Annotated in this window: 12 protein-coding genes and 2 rRNA genes (1 of these 14 running past the window's edge); 6 read left to right on the forward strand and 8 right to left on the reverse strand. The window is 67.8% G+C overall.

The genetic code is table 11. The features are described 5' to 3' along the window. From QFZ67_RS20635 to QFZ67_RS20645, 3 genes are all read left to right on the forward strand, one after another. Positions 1-2,479, forward strand: a 23S ribosomal RNA gene (locus tag QFZ67_RS20635) (it extends 644 nt beyond the left edge of the window). A gap of 87 nt (positions 2,480-2,566) precedes the next feature. Further along, positions 2,567-2,683: ribosomal RNA gene (gene rrf / locus QFZ67_RS20640) — 5S ribosomal RNA — on the forward strand. A 99-nt stretch (positions 2,684-2,782) separates the two neighbouring features. Next, positions 2,783-3,331 (forward strand): GNAT family N-acetyltransferase, encoded by a 549-nt coding sequence (locus QFZ67_RS20645; protein ID WP_307662552.1) that lies wholly within the window; start codon positions 2,783-2,785, stop codon positions 3,329-3,331. 21 nt (positions 3,332-3,352) lie between these two features. On the opposite strand, the gene QFZ67_RS20650 is transcribed toward QFZ67_RS20645, so the two are convergent. The 7 genes from QFZ67_RS20650 to QFZ67_RS20680 form a co-directional block, all read right to left on the reverse strand. Further along, positions 3,353-5,077, reverse strand: a complete 1,725-nt coding sequence (locus QFZ67_RS20650; protein WP_307662553.1) for a type VI secretion protein — start codon at positions 5,075-5,077, stop codon at positions 3,353-3,355. A gap of 1 nt (position 5,078) precedes the next feature. Continuing rightward, positions 5,079-6,491: an ATP-binding protein gene (locus QFZ67_RS20655; protein WP_307662554.1), complete on the reverse strand. Its 1,413-nt coding sequence runs from the start codon at positions 6,489-6,491 to the stop codon at positions 5,079-5,081. Between the two features lie 17 nt (positions 6,492-6,508). Beyond that, complete coding sequence (locus QFZ67_RS20660) at positions 6,509-8,068, reverse strand: SCO6880 family protein (protein WP_307662555.1); 1,560 nt, start codon at positions 8,066-8,068, stop codon at positions 6,509-6,511. Next, positions 8,065-9,402, reverse strand: a complete 1,338-nt coding sequence (locus QFZ67_RS20665; protein ID WP_307662556.1) for a hypothetical protein — start codon at positions 9,400-9,402, stop codon at positions 8,065-8,067. Before QFZ67_RS20665 ends, QFZ67_RS20660 begins: the two co-directional genes overlap by 4 nt. Next, positions 9,392-10,246, reverse strand: a complete 855-nt coding sequence (locus QFZ67_RS20670; protein ID WP_307662557.1) for a hypothetical protein — start codon at positions 10,244-10,246, stop codon at positions 9,392-9,394. The genes QFZ67_RS20665 and QFZ67_RS20670 overlap by 11 nt, the downstream gene beginning before the upstream one ends. A 162-nt stretch (positions 10,247-10,408) precedes the next feature. After that, the gene (locus QFZ67_RS20675; RefSeq protein ID WP_005315450.1) at positions 10,409-10,717 is read right to left on the reverse strand and encodes a hypothetical protein; all 309 of its coding nucleotides are present in this window, start codon (positions 10,715-10,717) and stop codon (positions 10,409-10,411) included. 357 nt (positions 10,718-11,074) lie between these two features. Further along, entirely contained in the window at positions 11,075-11,215 is a 141-nt protein-coding gene (locus QFZ67_RS20680; protein WP_307662558.1) for a hypothetical protein, read from the reverse strand. A 293-nt stretch (positions 11,216-11,508) separates the two neighbouring features. Here QFZ67_RS20680 and QFZ67_RS20685 point away from each other — a divergent pair, with 293 nt between their 5' ends. The 3 genes from QFZ67_RS20685 (at position 11,509) to QFZ67_RS20695 (ending at position 14,459) form a co-directional block, all read left to right on the forward strand. After that, positions 11,509-12,345: an SAM-dependent methyltransferase gene (locus tag QFZ67_RS20685; protein ID WP_373430075.1), complete on the forward strand. Its 837-nt coding sequence runs from the start codon at positions 11,509-11,511 to the stop codon at positions 12,343-12,345. Positions 12,346-12,482: 137 nt separating this feature from the next. Then, a complete protein-coding gene (locus QFZ67_RS20690; RefSeq protein ID WP_307665904.1) occupies positions 12,483-13,484 on the forward strand; it encodes a bifunctional lytic transglycosylase/C40 family peptidase in 1,002 nt (333 codons plus the stop codon). A gap of 249 nt (positions 13,485-13,733) precedes the next feature. Next, positions 13,734-14,459: a phosphatase PAP2 family protein gene (locus tag QFZ67_RS20695; protein WP_307662560.1), complete on the forward strand. Its 726-nt coding sequence runs from the start codon at positions 13,734-13,736 to the stop codon at positions 14,457-14,459. A 117-nt stretch (positions 14,460-14,576) separates the two neighbouring features. Here the strand turns inward: QFZ67_RS20695 and QFZ67_RS20700 are convergent, their stop codons facing one another. After that, positions 14,577-16,145: an FAD-binding oxidoreductase gene (locus tag QFZ67_RS20700; protein WP_307662561.1), complete on the reverse strand. Its 1,569-nt coding sequence runs from the start codon at positions 16,143-16,145 to the stop codon at positions 14,577-14,579. Positions 16,146-16,267 lie beyond the last annotated feature (122 nt).

Genomic DNA, 16,267 nt, shown 5'->3' on the forward strand with positions numbered 1-16,267 from the left:
TCCTTGCGTCGTGACTGCGTGCCTTTTGAAGAATGAGCCTGCGAGTTTGCGGTGTGTTGCGAGGTTAACCCGTGTGGGGAAGCCGTAGCGAAAGCGAGTCCGAACAGGGCGGTTCAGTAGCGCGCTCAAGACCCGAAGCGGAGTGATCTAGCCATGGGCAGGTTGAAGCGGAGGTAAGACTTCGTGGAGGACCGAACCCACCAGGGTTGAAAACCTGGGGGATGACCTGTGGTTAGGGGTGAAAGGCCAATCAAACTCCGTGATAGCTGGTTCTCCCCGAAATGCATTTAGGTGCAGCGTCGTGTGTTTCTTGCCGGAGGTAGAGCACTGGATAGGCGATGGGCCCTACCGGGTTACTGACCTTAGCCAAACTCCGAATGCCGGTAAGTGAGAGCGCGGCAGTGAGACTGTGGGGGATAAGCTCCATGGTCGAGAGGGAAACAGCCCAGAGCATCGACTAAGGCCCCTAAGCGTACGCTAAGTGGGAAAGGATGTGGAGTCGCAGAGACAACCAGGAGGTTGGCTTAGAAGCAGCCACCCTTGAAAGAGTGCGTAATAGCTCACTGGTCAAGTGATTCCGCGCCGACAATGTAGCGGGGCTCAAGCGTACCGCCGAAGTCGTGTCATTCCAGCATGAGGGCCAACGCCCGCTGGGATGGGTAGGGGAGCGTCGTGTGCCGGGTGAAGCCGCCGCGTAAGCGAGTGGTGGACGGTACACGAGTGAGAATGCAGGCATGAGTAGCGATACACACGTGAGAAACGTGTGCGCCGATTGACTAAGGGTTCCTGGGTCAAGCTGATCTGCCCAGGGTAAGTCGGGACCTAAGGCGAGGCCGACAGGCGTAGTCGATGGACAACCGGTTGATATTCCGGTACCCGCTTTGAAACGCCCAGTATCGAGCCCATTAATGCTAAGGCCGTGAAGCCGCCCTGGATCCTTCGGGTGAAGGGGAGTGGTGGAGCCGCCGGCCCAAGGTGGTAGTAGGTAAGCGATGGGGTGACGCAGGAAGGTAGTCCAGCCCGGGCGGTGGTTGTCCCGGGGTAAGGGTGTAGGCCGTGTGATAGGCAAATCCGTCACACATCAAGGCTGAGACCTGATGCCGAGCCGATTGTGGTGAAGTGGATGATCCTATGCTGTCGAGAAAAGCCTCTAGCGAGTTTCATGGCGGCCCGTACCCTAAACCGACTCAGGTGGTCAGGTAGAGAATACCGAGGCGTTCGGGTGAACTATGGTTAAGGAACTCGGCAAAATGCCCCCGTAACTTCGGGAGAAGGGGGGCCATCACCGGTGATGAGTCTTGCACTCTGAGCTGGGGGTGGCCGCAGAGACCAGCGAGAAGCGACTGTTTACTAAAAACACAGGTCCGTGCGAAGCCGTAAGGCGATGTATACGGACTGACGCCTGCCCGGTGCTGGAACGTTAAGGGGACCGGTTAGTCACATTTCGGTGTGGCGAAGCTGAGAACTTAAGCGCCAGTAAACGGCGGTGGTAACTATAACCATCCTAAGGTAGCGAAATTCCTTGTCGGGTAAGTTCCGACCTGCACGAATGGCGTAACGACTTCTCGACTGTCTCAACCATAGGCCCGGTGAAATTGCACTACGAGTAAAGATGCTCGTTTCGCGCAGCAGGACGGAAAGACCCCGGGACCTTTACTACAGTTTGATATTGGTGTTCGGTTCGGCTTGTGTAGGATAGGTGGGAGACTGTGAACTCTGGACGCCAGTTCAGGGGGAGTCGTCGTTGAAATACCACTCTGGTCGTGCTGGATGTCTAACCTGGGTCCGTGATCCGGATCAGGGACAGTGTCTGATGGGTAGTTTAACTGGGGCGGTTGCCTCCCAAAGGGTAACGGAGGCGCCCAAAGGTTCCCTCAGCCTGGTTGGCAATCAGGTGTTGAGTGTAAGTGCACAAGGGAGCTTGACTGTGAGACCGACGGGTCGAGCAGGGACGAAAGTCGGGACTAGTGATCCGGCGGTGGCTTGTGGAAGCGCCGTCGCTCAACGGATAAAAGGTACCCCGGGGATAACAGGCTGATCTTCCCCAAGAGTCCATATCGACGGGATGGTTTGGCACCTCGATGTCGGCTCGTCGCATCCTGGGGCTGGAGTCGGTCCCAAGGGTTGGGCTGTTCGCCCATTAAAGCGGTACGCGAGCTGGGTTTAGAACGTCGTGAGACAGTTCGGTCCCTATCCGCTGCGCGCGCAGGAGTCTTGAGAAGGGCTGTCCCTAGTACGAGAGGACCGGGACGGACGAACCTCTGGTGTGCCAGTTGTCCTGCCAAGGGCATGGCTGGTTGGCTACGTTCGGAAAGGATAACCGCTGAAAGCATCTAAGCGGGAAGCCTGCTTCGAGATGAGGACTCCCACCTCCTTGAGAGGGTAAGGCTCCCAGTAGACGACTGGGTTGATAGGCCAGATGTGGAAGCCGGGCAACCGGTGAAGCTGACTGGTACTAATAGGCCGAGGGCTTGTCCTCAGTTGCTCGCGTCCACTGTGTCAGTTCTGAAGTAACGAACTGTCGAGCCCCCATGGCCGGGGCTCCGGATCGATATCTTCATAGAGTTTCGGTGGTCATTGCGTTAGGGAAACGCCCGGTTACATTCCGAACCCGGAAGCTAAGCCTTTCAGCGCCGATGGTACTGCAGGGGGGACCCTGTGGGAGAGTAGGACGCCGCCGAACAATTTTTAGCCTCAGTCCCCGGACCTTGTCCGGGGACTGAGGCATTTTTGCGTTTAAACCGCGTTGCTCAGAGGTGCGTGACGCGGTCAGTATCGGGAGATGGACTATGTCATTCGACCCGTACAGGCCGAGGAGTGGGCCAAGGCCCGGGAGATCCGGCTCGCCGCCCTGCGTGATCCCGCCGCACCCATCGCCTTCCTGGAGACGTACGAGCAGGCCGTCGAGCGGCCCGACGGATTTTGGCAGGAGCGCACATCCAGAGTCGCCGAGGGGATCGTGGGGCGGCAGTTCATCGCCGAGGCGACGGACGGGCAGTGGGCGGGCACGGTCACCGTGCTGGTCGAGCGGCCGGCGGGCGAGGTGCGGTTCGGGGAGGCGGCGAAGGTCGACCAGGCGCATGTGGTCGCGGTGTTCGTACGGCCCGAGGCACGTGGCGCGGGTGTCGCGGAGGCACTGTTCCGGGCGGCCATGGAGTGGTCGTGGGAGTTGGCCGGGCCGCCGGTGAAGCGGGTGCGGCTGTATGTGCACGAGCGCAACGCGCGGGCCGCGGCGTTCTACCGGCGGATGGGGTTCGTGGCGAGCGGGGACACCGTGCCCGTACCGGGTGATTCCGCGGCGCGGGAGCTGGAACTCGAGGTCTTGCGGTAGGGGGCTTCAGGTCGGTTTGCGCTACTGGCCGAGTGGCTCGGGCCAGCGGGCGCGCGCCTGTTCGGCTGAACGCAGCAGGACCAGGGTCGGCAGTCCCTGGTCCTGACCGGTGGCCAGCAGCTCCGGAAGCCGGGGAAGCGGCGCCACGGCGGCGACGTCGTCGAGGACGAGCGTCATTGGTGGGTCGAGCCGACCGTCGGATGACCGTGCGGCCATGCGGCGGCCGTGCTCGACCACGTCTGAGGCCAGTGCGGTGAGCAGAGGCATTGTGCCGGGGTGGGTCCGGGGGTCCTCAATGGGCTCCCCCACCAGGTAAAGCGTGCCCCCTTCGTCGATAAAAGATTCCAGGGTGAGCGAATCCGTTCGGTTCGGGGTGCAGGCCTCGCGGATGTGGATCGAGGAGAGCGCGGAGAGGGCGCGTACCACCAACTGCTGGGCGATCTCGCGGCGTTCGGGGTGCGCGGTGAGCGCGGACTCGAGGAGGCCGGCGAGTCCGGCGGTGGCCTTGGGGTGCGTACGGAGGATGCGTACGGCGTCATGGGCGCCGCCGCCGAGCGCCCAGCGGTGGAGCTGTTTGAACGGGCGTCCGTCCACGGCGGCGGCGTGCAGCCAGCAGCGCAGGAGCGTCTCGGCGGTGTCGGCCATGGCGGCGTCGAGGAGGGCGCGGGGGCGTACGGGGGCGAGGAGGGCCGTGGCGCGTGCCTGGGCGGTGGCGGGGTCTTCGCAGTGTGCCGTGGGGGACCAGTGGAGGCGGGCGGGGGTGTCGCAGAGGTGCCCGGGGTCGTAGACGAGGACGGGGCCGAGCTTGGCCCGGGCGTCTTTGGTCTCGGCCCACACGGTGGGGTCGGAGGTGACGACGAGGGCGGGGCCGTCGGCGTCGAGGACGGCCTGGACGGTGGTGGGGCGACGGGTGGCGGGGTCGCCGTAGAGGAGGCGGGGGGTGCGGGGCGCGGGGACGGGGGTTTCCCACCCGCCGGCCCCTTGTCCCGCAAGGGGGTTGCGGCCTGCGGCCCCGGGGGGCGGGTGCGCGGCTGAGCCGCTGCCCGTGGGGGTTCCCTCAATCGGCTGCGCCGGGCCCGGGCCGACGGCTCCGCCGTGGACCATGTCGGCGGCCGGCCGGTCGGCGAGGGTGTTTTCCCGGTCGGCGGGGGCGTTTTCCCGCCCGCCCGCGCCTTGCACCGCGAGGGGGTTGGGGCCTGTGGCTGCGCCGCTGCCTGCGGGGGTTACCTCAACCGGCTGCGCCGGGTTCGGGCCGGCGGCTTCGCCATGGCCCACCGGGGTGGTTTCCCAGCCGCCCGAGGTCTGTCCCTCGCCCCGGTTGGGTCCCGTCCCCAAGCGCCTGCCCGACGCAGCACCTCTCCCCTTCGCCGCCGCGCCCCGCACTTGCCCCGCGCGGACTGCTCGCCAGCGGGCCAGCGTGCCCAGGGTGAATACCGTCAGGACCACCAGCACCATCAGTTCGCCGATCGCCAGGCCCCAGAACAGGCCGTAGCCCGAAAGCTCCGCAGTCGGCGTCTGTGGCCACGCCGCCGGGAGGTCGTGGGGGTTCGACGCCAGCGCGCGCATCGCCAACGGCGTGTTGGTGAACGTGACGCCCTTCGGCCACGCACCGCGCGCCAGTACGCCCGCCAGACCCGTCGCCGTCCAGACCAGCAGCGTCAGGCCGAGCAGGAAGCCGAGCAGGCCCACCAACAGGCCGTCCGGGATGCCGCGTTCGTCCTCGTGATGGTGGTGACGGGTGCGCATGTCATGCCACCGTCGACTCGGAGGACGCGCCCAGCTGCTGCTGCTCGATGAGGGCCGCGCGCTGCTCCGCCTCCCACTCCGCGGCCGCTACGTCCTCGGGCAGCGCGGGCCCCGAGGATTCCGTCATCGCCCGGTCCGTGAAGACCAGTGGTCTCTCCGCCTCCGTCACCAGGTGTTTGACCACCTGGACGTTGCCGTTGACGTCCCAGACCGCGATGCCGGGAGTGAGCGTAGGGATGATCTCCACCGCCCAGCGCGGAAGGCCGAGCACCCGCCCCGTCGCTCTCGCCTCGTCCGCCTTCTGCGCATAGATCGTCCGTGTCGACGCCATCTTCAGGATCGCTGCCGCCTCCCGGGCCGCCGCGCCGTCGACCACGTCCGAGAGATGGTGGACCACGGCTACGAAGGAAAGGCCCAGGCGGCGGCCGAACTTCAGCAGGCGCTGGAAGAGCTGGGCGACAAACGGGCTGTTGATGATGTGCCAGGCCTCCTCGACCAGGAAGATCCGTTTCTTCCGGTCGGGACGGATCCAGGTGTGCTCCAGCCACACACCCACGATCGCCATCAGGATCGGCATGGCGATGGAGTTGCGGTCGATGTGGGAGAGATCGAAAACGATAAGAGGCGCGTCGAGGTCGATCCCGACCGTCGTCGGGCCGTCGAACATGCCACGGAGGTCACCGTCGACCAGCCGGTCCAGCACCAGCGCCACGTCCAGACCCCACGCGCGTACGTCGTCTATGTCGACGTTCATCGCCTCGGCGGACTCCGGCTCGGGGTGCCGCAGCTGGTCCACGATGTCGGTCAGCACCGGCTGCCGGTCGACGATCGTCTCGTTGACGTACGCATGCGCCACCTTCAGCGCGAAGCCGGACCGCTCGTCCAGGCCGTGTCCCATCGCGACCTCGATGATGGTCCTCAAGAGGGCGAGCTGGCCGGTCGTGGTGATCGCCGGGTCCAGCGGGTTCAACCGGATCCCGCCGTCCAGCGCCGTCATCGGGTCGAGCCGGATTGGGGTTATCCCCATCTCCTGGGCGACGAGATTCCACTCGCCGACCCCGTCCTCGCCCTGCGCGTCCAGCACCACCACCTGGCGGTCGCGGAAGCGCAACTGCCGCAGCACGTACGTTTTCTCCAGCGCCGACTTGCCGTTCCCGGACTCGCCGAGCACCAGCCAGTGAGGCGCCGGCAGCTGCTGGCCGTACAGCTGGAAGGGGTCGTAGATATAGCCCTTTCCGCTGTACACCTCGCGGCCGATGATCACGCCCGAGTCGCCGAGGCCGGGCGCGGCGGTGGGCAGGTAGACGGCCTGTGCCTGGCCCGTGGACGTACGCACCGGAAGCCGGGTCGTCTCAACCTTCCCGAACAGGAAGGAGGTGAAGGCATCCGTGAAGACGGACAGCGGATCTCGCATGGCGGAGTGCCCTCTCGTCAGCGTCGGATGCCGGTCGCGAACGGCAAGGTGTTCACAAAGGCACGGTGGTGCTCGCGGTCGCACCACTCCAGCTTCAGATACGACTTGCCGGCCGAGGCCCTGATCGTCCGCTTGTCGCGGGCCAACGCCTCCGGAGACCGCGAAGACACTGTGATGTACCCGACAAGGTTCACCCCCGCCGCACCGCTGGCGAGATCTTCACCCCTCTGGTCGAGTCGCCCGTGCGCGGCGATGTCGCGCGGGTCAACGGTCCGGTTCATCTTGGCGGCGCGGCTGGCGTCCGCCTCGTCGTTGGTTTTCTCGGTCAGCATCCGCTCGATGGCGACCTCGGTGGGCTCCAGGTCCATGCAGACCGCGACCGTACGGATCACATCGGGGGTGTGGACGAGCAGCGGCGCAAGGAAGTTGACGCCGACCGGGGTCATCGGCCACTCCTTCACCCAGGCGGTGGAGTGGCACCAGGGCGCGCGGGTGGACGACTCGCGGGTCTTCGCCTGGAGGAAGGTGGGCTCCATGGCGTCGAGCTCGGCGGGCCAGGCGTTGCGTTTCGTCATGGCCTGGATGTGGTCGATGGGATGGTCGGGGTCGTACATCGAGTGCACGAGGGAGGCGAGCCGGCCCTGGCCGAGCGGCTGGCGGACCCGGATGTCGGCCTCGGCGAGGCGCGCGCAGATGTCCGTGAGCTCGCGGGCCATGACGACGGCGAGGCCCGCGTCCTTGTCGAGCTTCCGCGAGTTGGAACCTGTGGCGTGGCGGGCGGCGCGGGCCATGGCGTGCGCCTCGGCGGCCAGCTCGCGCGTGTAGTGCATGCAGGCGACAAGGTACGCGCGGTGCTGCTCGCTGGAGGTGGAGACCATCGACTGGAGCTGGTCGTACGAGTCGCGCAGCCAGCCGGGCGACTGCTGGTCGCCGCGCTGGGCGACGTCCTTGGCGTGCGCGTCGGGGTCGGCGGGCAGCGTGCGGGCCAGCATCTGAAGGCGGGTCACAAAGCCGTCGCCGTTGGCCACATGCTTCAGCAGCGTGCCGAAGCGGTCGACGAGGGCCTCCTGGTCCTCGCTGTCGCGCAGTCCGACGCCCGGGCCCTCGATCTCAATGGCGGCGGTGACCGTGCGGCGGTCGGCGTGCAGCAGCACGGCGATCTCGTCGGGGCCGAAGGGGGCCGCGAGCCAGTTGATCCGGCCGATGCCCGGGGGTGGGCCGACCTCGATCTCACGGCCGTCGAGCCGGGTGCCGGCCTCGGCGGCGGTGGAGCGGTAGAGGGTGCCGCTGCGCAGGGTGCGCTTGTAACTGCGGTTGATCTCGAACCACTTGTAGAAGGTGCGGTGTTTGTACGGGACGTACACGGCGGCGAGCGCGAGGAGCGGGAAGCCCATCAGGAGCACGATACGCAGGGACAGGACGGGGACCAGCAGCCCGCTCATCATGCCGAGGAACGCGCCGGCGATGATCAGCGCGATCTCGCCGGTCTCGCGGTTCTTGCCGACGATCGCGTTCGGCCGGGCCCGGCCGATGAGATACGTACGGCGGGGCGTGATCGGATGGGACTGGGTGGTCAACGCCCTCCACCTCCTGTGCTCTTGCGGTTGCTGTGCGGGTTGCTGGTGCCGGGTGTGCTGCTACGGGGTGGGGGCGCGGCGGGTGCAGATCCGCCGCCCCCGCCGCCGCTCGGGCCGGGGTTGCGGCTGCTGTGCGCGGCGACGCCTCCGCTGAGGGGGTTGGCCGGGCGGGGCGCGCTGCCGTTGCTGTCGCCGCCGCCCTGGTTGCCGCGGCTGCTGTGGGTCTTGATGCCTTGCGAAACGAGGGCGGCGGGGGAGCTGATGACGGCGGCCGCGGCGTTCTCGGCGCCGTTCTGCAGGCGGTTGTTGCGGGAGGCGGCGATCTCGTCGCCGAAGCCGGGGACGAAGCGGTAGATCATCGCGGAGGCGAAGATGGCGAGCAGGATGATCGCGAGTCCGGAAACGACGGCGGAGAAGGAGTCGGGGCCCTTGTCCGCGGCGAGGGCGCCGGCGAGTCCGAGGACGATGACGATGACCGGCTTGACCAGGATGACGGCGATCATGATCCCGGCCCAGCGGCGTACGTGCCCCCACATGTTCTTGTCGACGAGTCCGGCGTAGACGACGACGCCGAGGAGGGCGCCGACGTAGAGGAGGACGGCGCGGATGAAGAGCTCGAGGTAGAGCACGCCGGCGGCGAGGACGGTGACGAGCGAGACGACGATCAGCATGATCGGCCCGCCGCCGATGCTGTCGCCCTTCTGGAGGGCCTCCTTGAAACTCCCGAAGAAGACGTCGGTCTGCTGGCCGGTGCCGGAGGCGATGACCTCGGTGACGGCGTCGGTGGCGGAGACGAGGGTGTAGAGGATCAGCGGCGTGAAGGCGGAGGCGAGGACGGTGAGCCATAGGAAGCCGACGGCTTCGCCGATGGCGGTGGTGAGGGGGACGCCGCGGATGGCTCGCTTGGCGACGGCGAGGAGCCAGAGGATGAGGGTGAGGATGGTGGCGGCGGCGAAGACGATGGCGTAGCGGGCGAGGAAGGCGGAGTTGGTGAAGTCGACCTCGGCGGTGGACTTCACGGCGTTGGAGAGGACGTCGACGATTTTCACGGCGGCGTCGGCGCAGCCGCGGGCGAGGGAGGCGAGGGGGTCTAGGGCGGTGGTGGGGTCGGGGGGGCCGGTGCGGGCGGCGCCGCCTCCGGGGTCGCCGTTGTCGCAGTAGTCCCGCGCGGGCCCCACGATGAGGTCGCACTTGTCCCTGTTGGACGGTGTCGGCGTGGGCGTGGGCGTGGGTGTCGGTGCCGCGAACGCGCGCGATGCCATGAGTACGGCTGTCGTCTGGACGGCCACGAAAACGCCCGTAAGCGTGAGCGCGCCGCGGGGGCTACCGGGCATACGTGAACCCTCCGTACTGCTCGACTGCCTTGGCGATCTCGTCGGCGGTGGAGGCTGTGCGGTCAGCGTTCACCGGTGCCGGGCCGTCCTTCTGGGAGAAGCTCTCGACCTTCCAGCCCCCGTCTGCCCACTGGAGCTTGAGCGTCATGGTGAACCAGTCGTTGGACACCGGATTGGTGGAGCTGACTCCGGCGGTGCCGAAGACGCCGGTGCACCAGACCTCGACGGTGGCGGACGTGTTCGTGTACTCCGTGACCTTGGTGCCGACAGGCGCCGTGCGTGACACGTACGTGAGCCCCGCGGGGGCATCGCCCTTCGCGTCGAGCCCGATCTTGCCGAGGAACTCCTTGTTGTACGCCTGGTCGAGCCTGGCCTCCAGCTCACCGACCTTCGCGGTGACGAAGAGCTGGCGCACGATCTCGCGCCGTCGGTCGGGCTTCAGGATCTCGGCGGAGACGAGCGCGACCGCATAGTTCGCCGCCGCGCTCTGCGCCCCCTGCTCGTCCTTCGCGAACCCCGACGGAATCTCCCCGTTCTTCCCCGTCACCGGTCGCACCCCCGTCGCCGCCGTCGGTGCTGTCCCCGTGCCCTTCGCGTCGGTCGTTGACGAGTTGTCGTCGCCCCCGCCCTGGTTCGCGAACGCGATAGCCGCGATCAGCAGCACTACGACGCCCACCACTGTGATCAGGGAGCGGGAGCTCCGCACCGGTCTGCGCGCGCCGCCGTAGATGTCCGTGTCGCCGCCGCCCGGCAGACGCGTACGCGTCTGGCCCGTGCCGCCGAAGCCCTCGTCCGTGCGGCCGCCCGGCTCGCCGCCGTAGCCGTGCTCGTCACCGAGGCTCATCTCGCGTATGCCCCCTCAACCGTTCGCAGTTCCACGTCGTACGACACGTAGTACGACGGTAGTCGTGCTGCTTCCCGCGCGGGCGCGGTGTGGTGACTCGACATCAGGGAGACGCAACCTCAAAGGGTGGGCCGGGCACGCTCGGAGAGGACGACGGACGGGTCAGACAGCCATCCCGTACACGATGGTGAACAAGGTCCCCAGTGACCCGATGATGAAGACGCCGGTCAGCCCGGCGACGATCAGGCCCTTGCCCTGCTCGGCGCTGAAGGTGTCGCGAAGTGCCGTCGCGCCGATGCGCTGTTTGGCCGCGCCCCAGATCGCGATGCCGAGGCAGAGGAGGATGGCAATGGCCATCACCACCTCGATCATCACTCGGGCCTCGTTCCCCAGGCTCCCGAAAGGCCCCCAGTTCGGGGCGATTCCGCCGATGATGGTGGTGATGTCGCCCTTTTCGGCTGCCAGGATCATGTAACTCACCGCCCCTGTTGGGTTGTTCAGTGCCCCTGCCCCTCGGCACGGGCCGTCGTTCTATCTTCGCTGATGAAATCGCCCGCGTAAGCCGACTTGGCGGGTCTCTTTACCCGATCTCCGCACGTATGACCGATCTCACCGTCCTGACCTGCGGCGGCGTGGACCGGTTCGGCGCGATGATGAGTACCTATGGTCACTCTGTGTATCACGGAGGGTGACTCCGGGCAATGACTGTCGTTGTGCCGCCCTTTGGCGCTGCACGCGCCCTTCGCCCGTGTCCGGTCGCGGTTACCTGCACGGGCGGCACCCTCGCTGAGGTGCCGCCCGCAGGAGGTGCTGTTATGTTCAGCCGAGTCAGTGCACGCCGTTGAGGTCCGCGCCCTCCGGCGCTCGGTAACAGCCGGAGACCACTGTCACCAGGATCAAGGGCTCTTTCATTCCGGTGCCGGAGCTGTCGTTGCCGAACAGCTCTCCCCATTTCGCGCTGAGCGCCAATGCGCCCTCCCCCGTGCTGAGCGGACAAATCGCGTGACCGAACGGACGGGTCGGTGTCCGTCGTACGCGGTGGGGTGAGAGTCAGCCACTCCCCTGAGGTCGGTGAGGACGATGCGACGCGCGCGACTGGTTCTGCCGAGCGGAACCTCTGCGGGTTCGTGTGCACCGATCACGAGGCAACGCTATGGCGCGAACCGCGCCGATGCTTGGGGGCAGGTACTCAGAGCTCCCTGAGTACCTGGCCGTCAGCGCTCGTCTGTCGTTTCAACACCGGCTGTGACGGGGCGAGTTGGATGCCCGCAGAGTTGGATATCTTGGACTGTGTGACCGACAACGCGCACTTACAGTCCAGGATCGACACCTCGCGCCCCCACACCGCCCGTATCTGGAACTACTGGACGGGCGGCAAGGACAACTACCTCGTCGACCGCGAAGCCGGGGACCAGATTCGCCGGCTCCACCCCGGCATCGTTGACTACGCCCTCGCCGACCGGCTGTTCCTGGGGCGGGCCGTGCATCATCTGGCCGCGGATGTCGGCATCCGGCAGTTCCTCGACATCGGGACGGGGCTGCCCAGCGCCAACAACACCCATGAGGTGGCTCAGCGGGCGGCGCCCGAGGCGCGGATCGTGTACGTGGACAACGACCCTCTCGTCCTCGCGCAGGCCCGCGCCCTGCTCGTCGGTACGCCCGAGGGGCGGACCGACTACCTCGATGCCGATCTGCGCGACGTCGACACCGTCCTGGAACGCGCCGCCGCCACGCTCGACTTCTCGCAGCCCGTCGCGCTGATGCTGCTCGGGGTGGTGATCTTCATCGAGGACGACGAGGAGTCGTACGGAATCGTCCGCCGCCTCATGGACGCGATGCCCGCCGGCAGCCATCTCGTTCTCTCCCACACCATCACCAGCCCGGCGATGCCCGATGTGGACGCCGCCGTCGCGTTCTGGAACGAGCACGGCACGCCCCGGCTCACCCAGCGCACCCCGCAGCAGCTGACGCGGTACTTCGACGGGCTCGACATGCTGGAGCCCGGTCTGGTGTCGTGTTCGCGCTGGCGGCCCGAGGCGGCCGGCGGCGAAGAGCCCGACGAGGTCGCCATGTTCGGCGGCGTCGGGCGCAAGTCGTAGAACGTAAACCGCAGGACGTAAGCCGTAGAACGTAAACCGCAGGACGCGAACCGCAGAACGCGAACCGTAGGCGCGGGCCGAAACTGGCTGGAACGCGGCCCGGATGGGAGAGGGTTGAGGGCGTGCGAAAAGTCTGGATGGCCAGTGGGGCCGGGATCGGGCTCTGCCTGAGCTTCGTCGCGCTGCTCGTCGTCGGGACCTACTCCGCGGCCGCCGGGCTCATGGGCGCGAACGGCAGCGGCGGGCGGGCGGTCGGGCTTGCCAAGGGAGCCGTGCCCGCGCTCTATCAGCCGCTCGTACAGAAGTGGGGCAACCTCTGCCCGGCAATCAACCCCGCGCTGCTCGCCGCCCAGCTGTACCAGGAGAGCGGCTGGAACCCCAGGGCGCAGAGCCCGGCCGCGGCCCAGGGCATCGCGCAGTTCATCCCCGGCACCTGGGCGACGCACGGCGTCGACGGGGACAAGGACGGGGACCGCGACGTCTGGGATCCGGCGGACGCGATTCCGTCTGCTGCCTCGTACGACTGTGAATTGGCCGGATACGTCAAGAAGGTGCCCGGCGACCCGACCGACAACATGCTCGCGGCGTACAACGCGGGCGCATACGCCGTCATCAAGCACGGCGGCGTCCCTCCGTACCGCGAGACGCAGAACTATGTGAAGGTCATCCGTACCTTGGAGAAGAGCTTCGCCCGGCCCGTCGGAAGGGTCGAGCCGTCGCGGCAGGCGGCCGGTGCGATCTACTTCGCGCAGCAGAGGCTGGGCACGAAGTATCTGTGGGGCGGCAACGGCACCCCTGAGCAGGGCGGACGTTTCGACTGTTCCGGGCTGACCCAGGCCGCGTACCGGACGGTGGGCATCGAGCTGCCTCGGGTCGCGAACGATCAGTACAACGCCGGTCCGCATCCCTCGCGCGACGAACTGCTCCCGGGCGACCTGGTCTTCTTCTCGGACGACCTCACCAACTCGCGGGCGATCCGGCACGTCGGGCTCTATGTCGGTGGCGGGTACATGATCAACGCGCCGTACACCGGAGCTGTGATCCGCTTCGACAAGATCGACACCCCGGACTACTTCGGCGCGACGAGAGTCACCGAGGATGGCGCGAAAGCGCTGCCCACGCATCTGCCGGAAGCATGACGAAGCGCTGTACGTGGCCGGAACTCTCCGCTAAGCCAAGGCCCTGAGCTGCGACGATGTGTCACTCTTCGATAACGTCATGGTGATCGTTCGGTGGAGAGTGGAACGTACACAGGGAACAGGCCGTTCCCTGGACAGGGACAGCGGCACTGACCATGCAGCAGACACCGTAATGACCGCGGGGGTTGGTAGAGGCGGCGCACTCGGCAGGTGCGCCGCGCCAGGCGACAAGGCAAGGGGCCGCAGCAGATGGCTGGACTCGCGTCGGACGGTTTGAACCCCGATCTCAGCCTGCTCCGCGACATCAACGGCCTGGCCAAGGACGCCCCGTCGTGGCTCGATCGCACCATGGAGTTGACCGGCGAGTACGGGATCATGCTCGCGATGGTCCTGGTGGTGCTCTGGTGCTGGTGGAGCGTGCGCCGGCGCGGCACCGCCGAGGACTCGGTCGTGGCGGTCGCCGGACTGATCTGGGCGCCGCTGGCCGCCGGGATCGCGCTGCTGGTCAACATCCCGATCCGCGGCTTCGTGGAGCGACCGCGGCCGTTCGTGGACCACCGCGGCATCGAGGTCTTGGTCGCAGGCAAGACCGACTACTCCTTCGTCAGCGACCACGCCACGATGGCGATGGCACTCGCGGCCGGACTCTTCGTCGCACACCGGAAGTTCGGCTTCGCCGCGATCGGTCTGGCGCTGGCCGAGGGCTTCTGCCGGGTCTACATGGGCGTGCACTACCCCTCCGACGTGGTCGGCGGCTTCGCGCTCGGCACGGCGGTGGCCCTGCTGCTCGCGCCCCTCGCGCTGGCGCTCCTTACGCCGGTGGTGTCGGCGGCCGCCGGATCGGACCGGACCGGCCGGCTCGTACGGTCGAAGCGGGTGCCCGTTGCCGGTTCGGCGGACCGGCACGAGACGCTCGACATTCCAGAGCCGAGTACCGAGGGGTCAGGGGCCGGGGAGAAAGATCTCGCGGCCTGACGCCACGGGCACGCACGGGCCGCACGGGCCGCACGGGCCGTAGGGCCGCGCGACCCCCGTGCGGCTGCATGGCTGCACGGGCCGGCGCGCCCCGCACGGCCGCGCGACCCGCACGCCCTACAGCGCCTGCGGGAAGTTGAAGAGCCTGTCCGGGTCGTACTGCTTCTTCAACCGGGTGAGGCGGTCCGCGGCCGGCCCGTAGTAGGCCCGGCGCCAGTCGGGCAGCGTGGGATCGACGTAGTTCTGGTAGGCGGCCCCGGATGCGTATCGGCGCATCGACGCATGGGCGCTTTTCAGCCACGCCTGCTGGGCGGAGCCCGGGGTGCCGGGGCGCCACGCTCCGATGTACTGGGCGAGCACCCTGGAGCGCCGGTGCACGAACGACGTCGCCAGCGGGTCAACCCGGTTGATCGCCCCGCCGAGCGTGGTCAGCGCGATGGAGCCGCCGCCCCCGCCCTGGCCGGGCGTGATCCGGGTGAACGCCTCGGTCGCGGCGATCAGCGCGCGCAGCCCGGCCGGTGAGAGCTCACGGTCGAAGAAGTCGGAGGCCGCCGCGTACGTCTCACGCTGGAGCGCGCCCTGTTTCGTTCGGCCCGGAGTGGTGCCGGGCAGATGGCACTGGGCCTGGCTGAGAGTGGAGCAGCCCGCGTAGCCGAGCATCGCGTCCTGGTAACTGCGGCGGCGCACCGAGACCGAGCGGGCGGGCGAGCCGACCCGGTCGGCGAGGCGGTCGAGCGCGTTGCGCAGGTCGCTCTCGCTGCCGAGCGAGAACGCGGCGACCGAGAGCGTGGGCGTGCGGCCGCCGGGACCGGCCGCGAGATGCGCCGACGACCAGATCTCGTCCGGCTGGGCAGGTCCCCACTTCTGCCAGGCGGCCAGGACGGCCGCGGCCTTCGACCAGGGCCAGGTGAGATAGGCGGTGACGGACGGCGGCGTGGGATGCGTACGGAAATGGAGCCGGGTCACCACGCCGAAGTTGCCGTTGCCCGCGCCGCGCAGCGCCCAGAACAGCTCCTTGTTCTCCTTCGCGCTTGTGGTCAGCACCTTGCCGTCGGCCGTGACGATGGTCGCGGAGGTGAGGCTGTCGCAGGTCAGACCGTACGCACGGGAGGTGACGCCGTGCCCGCCGCCGAGGGTGAGCCCGGACACGCCGACCGAGGGGCAGGAGCCCGCGGGGATGGTGCGGCCGCTGCGGGCGAGCGCGGTGTACACGTCGATCAGCTTGGCGCCCGCGCCTATGGAGCCGTCGGTAGCGACGCGGTTCAGGGCGGACACGTCGATGACGAGCCGGCCGTTGCCGGACGACCAACCGGCATAGGAATGTCCGCCGTTGCGGATGGAGACGGGCGTGCGGTGGGCCCTGGCGTAGGCCAGGCACTCCTTGACGTCGTCCTCGCCCGCCACGTACGCGACGGCGGCGGGCTTCAGCGTGTCGAACCGGGTGTTGTAGAGCTGTCGCGCGGTCGGGTACGCGGCGTCCCCGGGGCGCACGAGCTTCCCGTCGAGTCCGCGCGCGAGCGCGTTCCAGTCGGGCGCGACGGCAGCGGAGGTGGTCGCCGGTCTCCCTTGCGAGGCGCTGCGGGTGGGCGTGGTCGTCGTGGCCGCGGTCGCTCCGTCGCCGCCGCTGCCTGTGCAGGCAGCGGCGGTCAGAGCAACAGCGGTGGTGAGCAGCGCGCGCCGGTCCATGGGGCCTCCTGGAGGACGAGACGGCTGTGCGGGGTGGGGGGTTCCGGGCGCGGGTGGTTTTTCGTTGCCGGTGATGCGGCCGAGGTTGGTGTCCGTGCGGCCGAGGATGCGGGGCCCGATGC

The sequence above is a fragment of the Streptomyces sp. V1I1 genome (assembly GCF_030817355.1).
Lineage (GTDB): Bacteria > Actinomycetota > Actinomycetes > Streptomycetales > Streptomycetaceae > Streptomyces.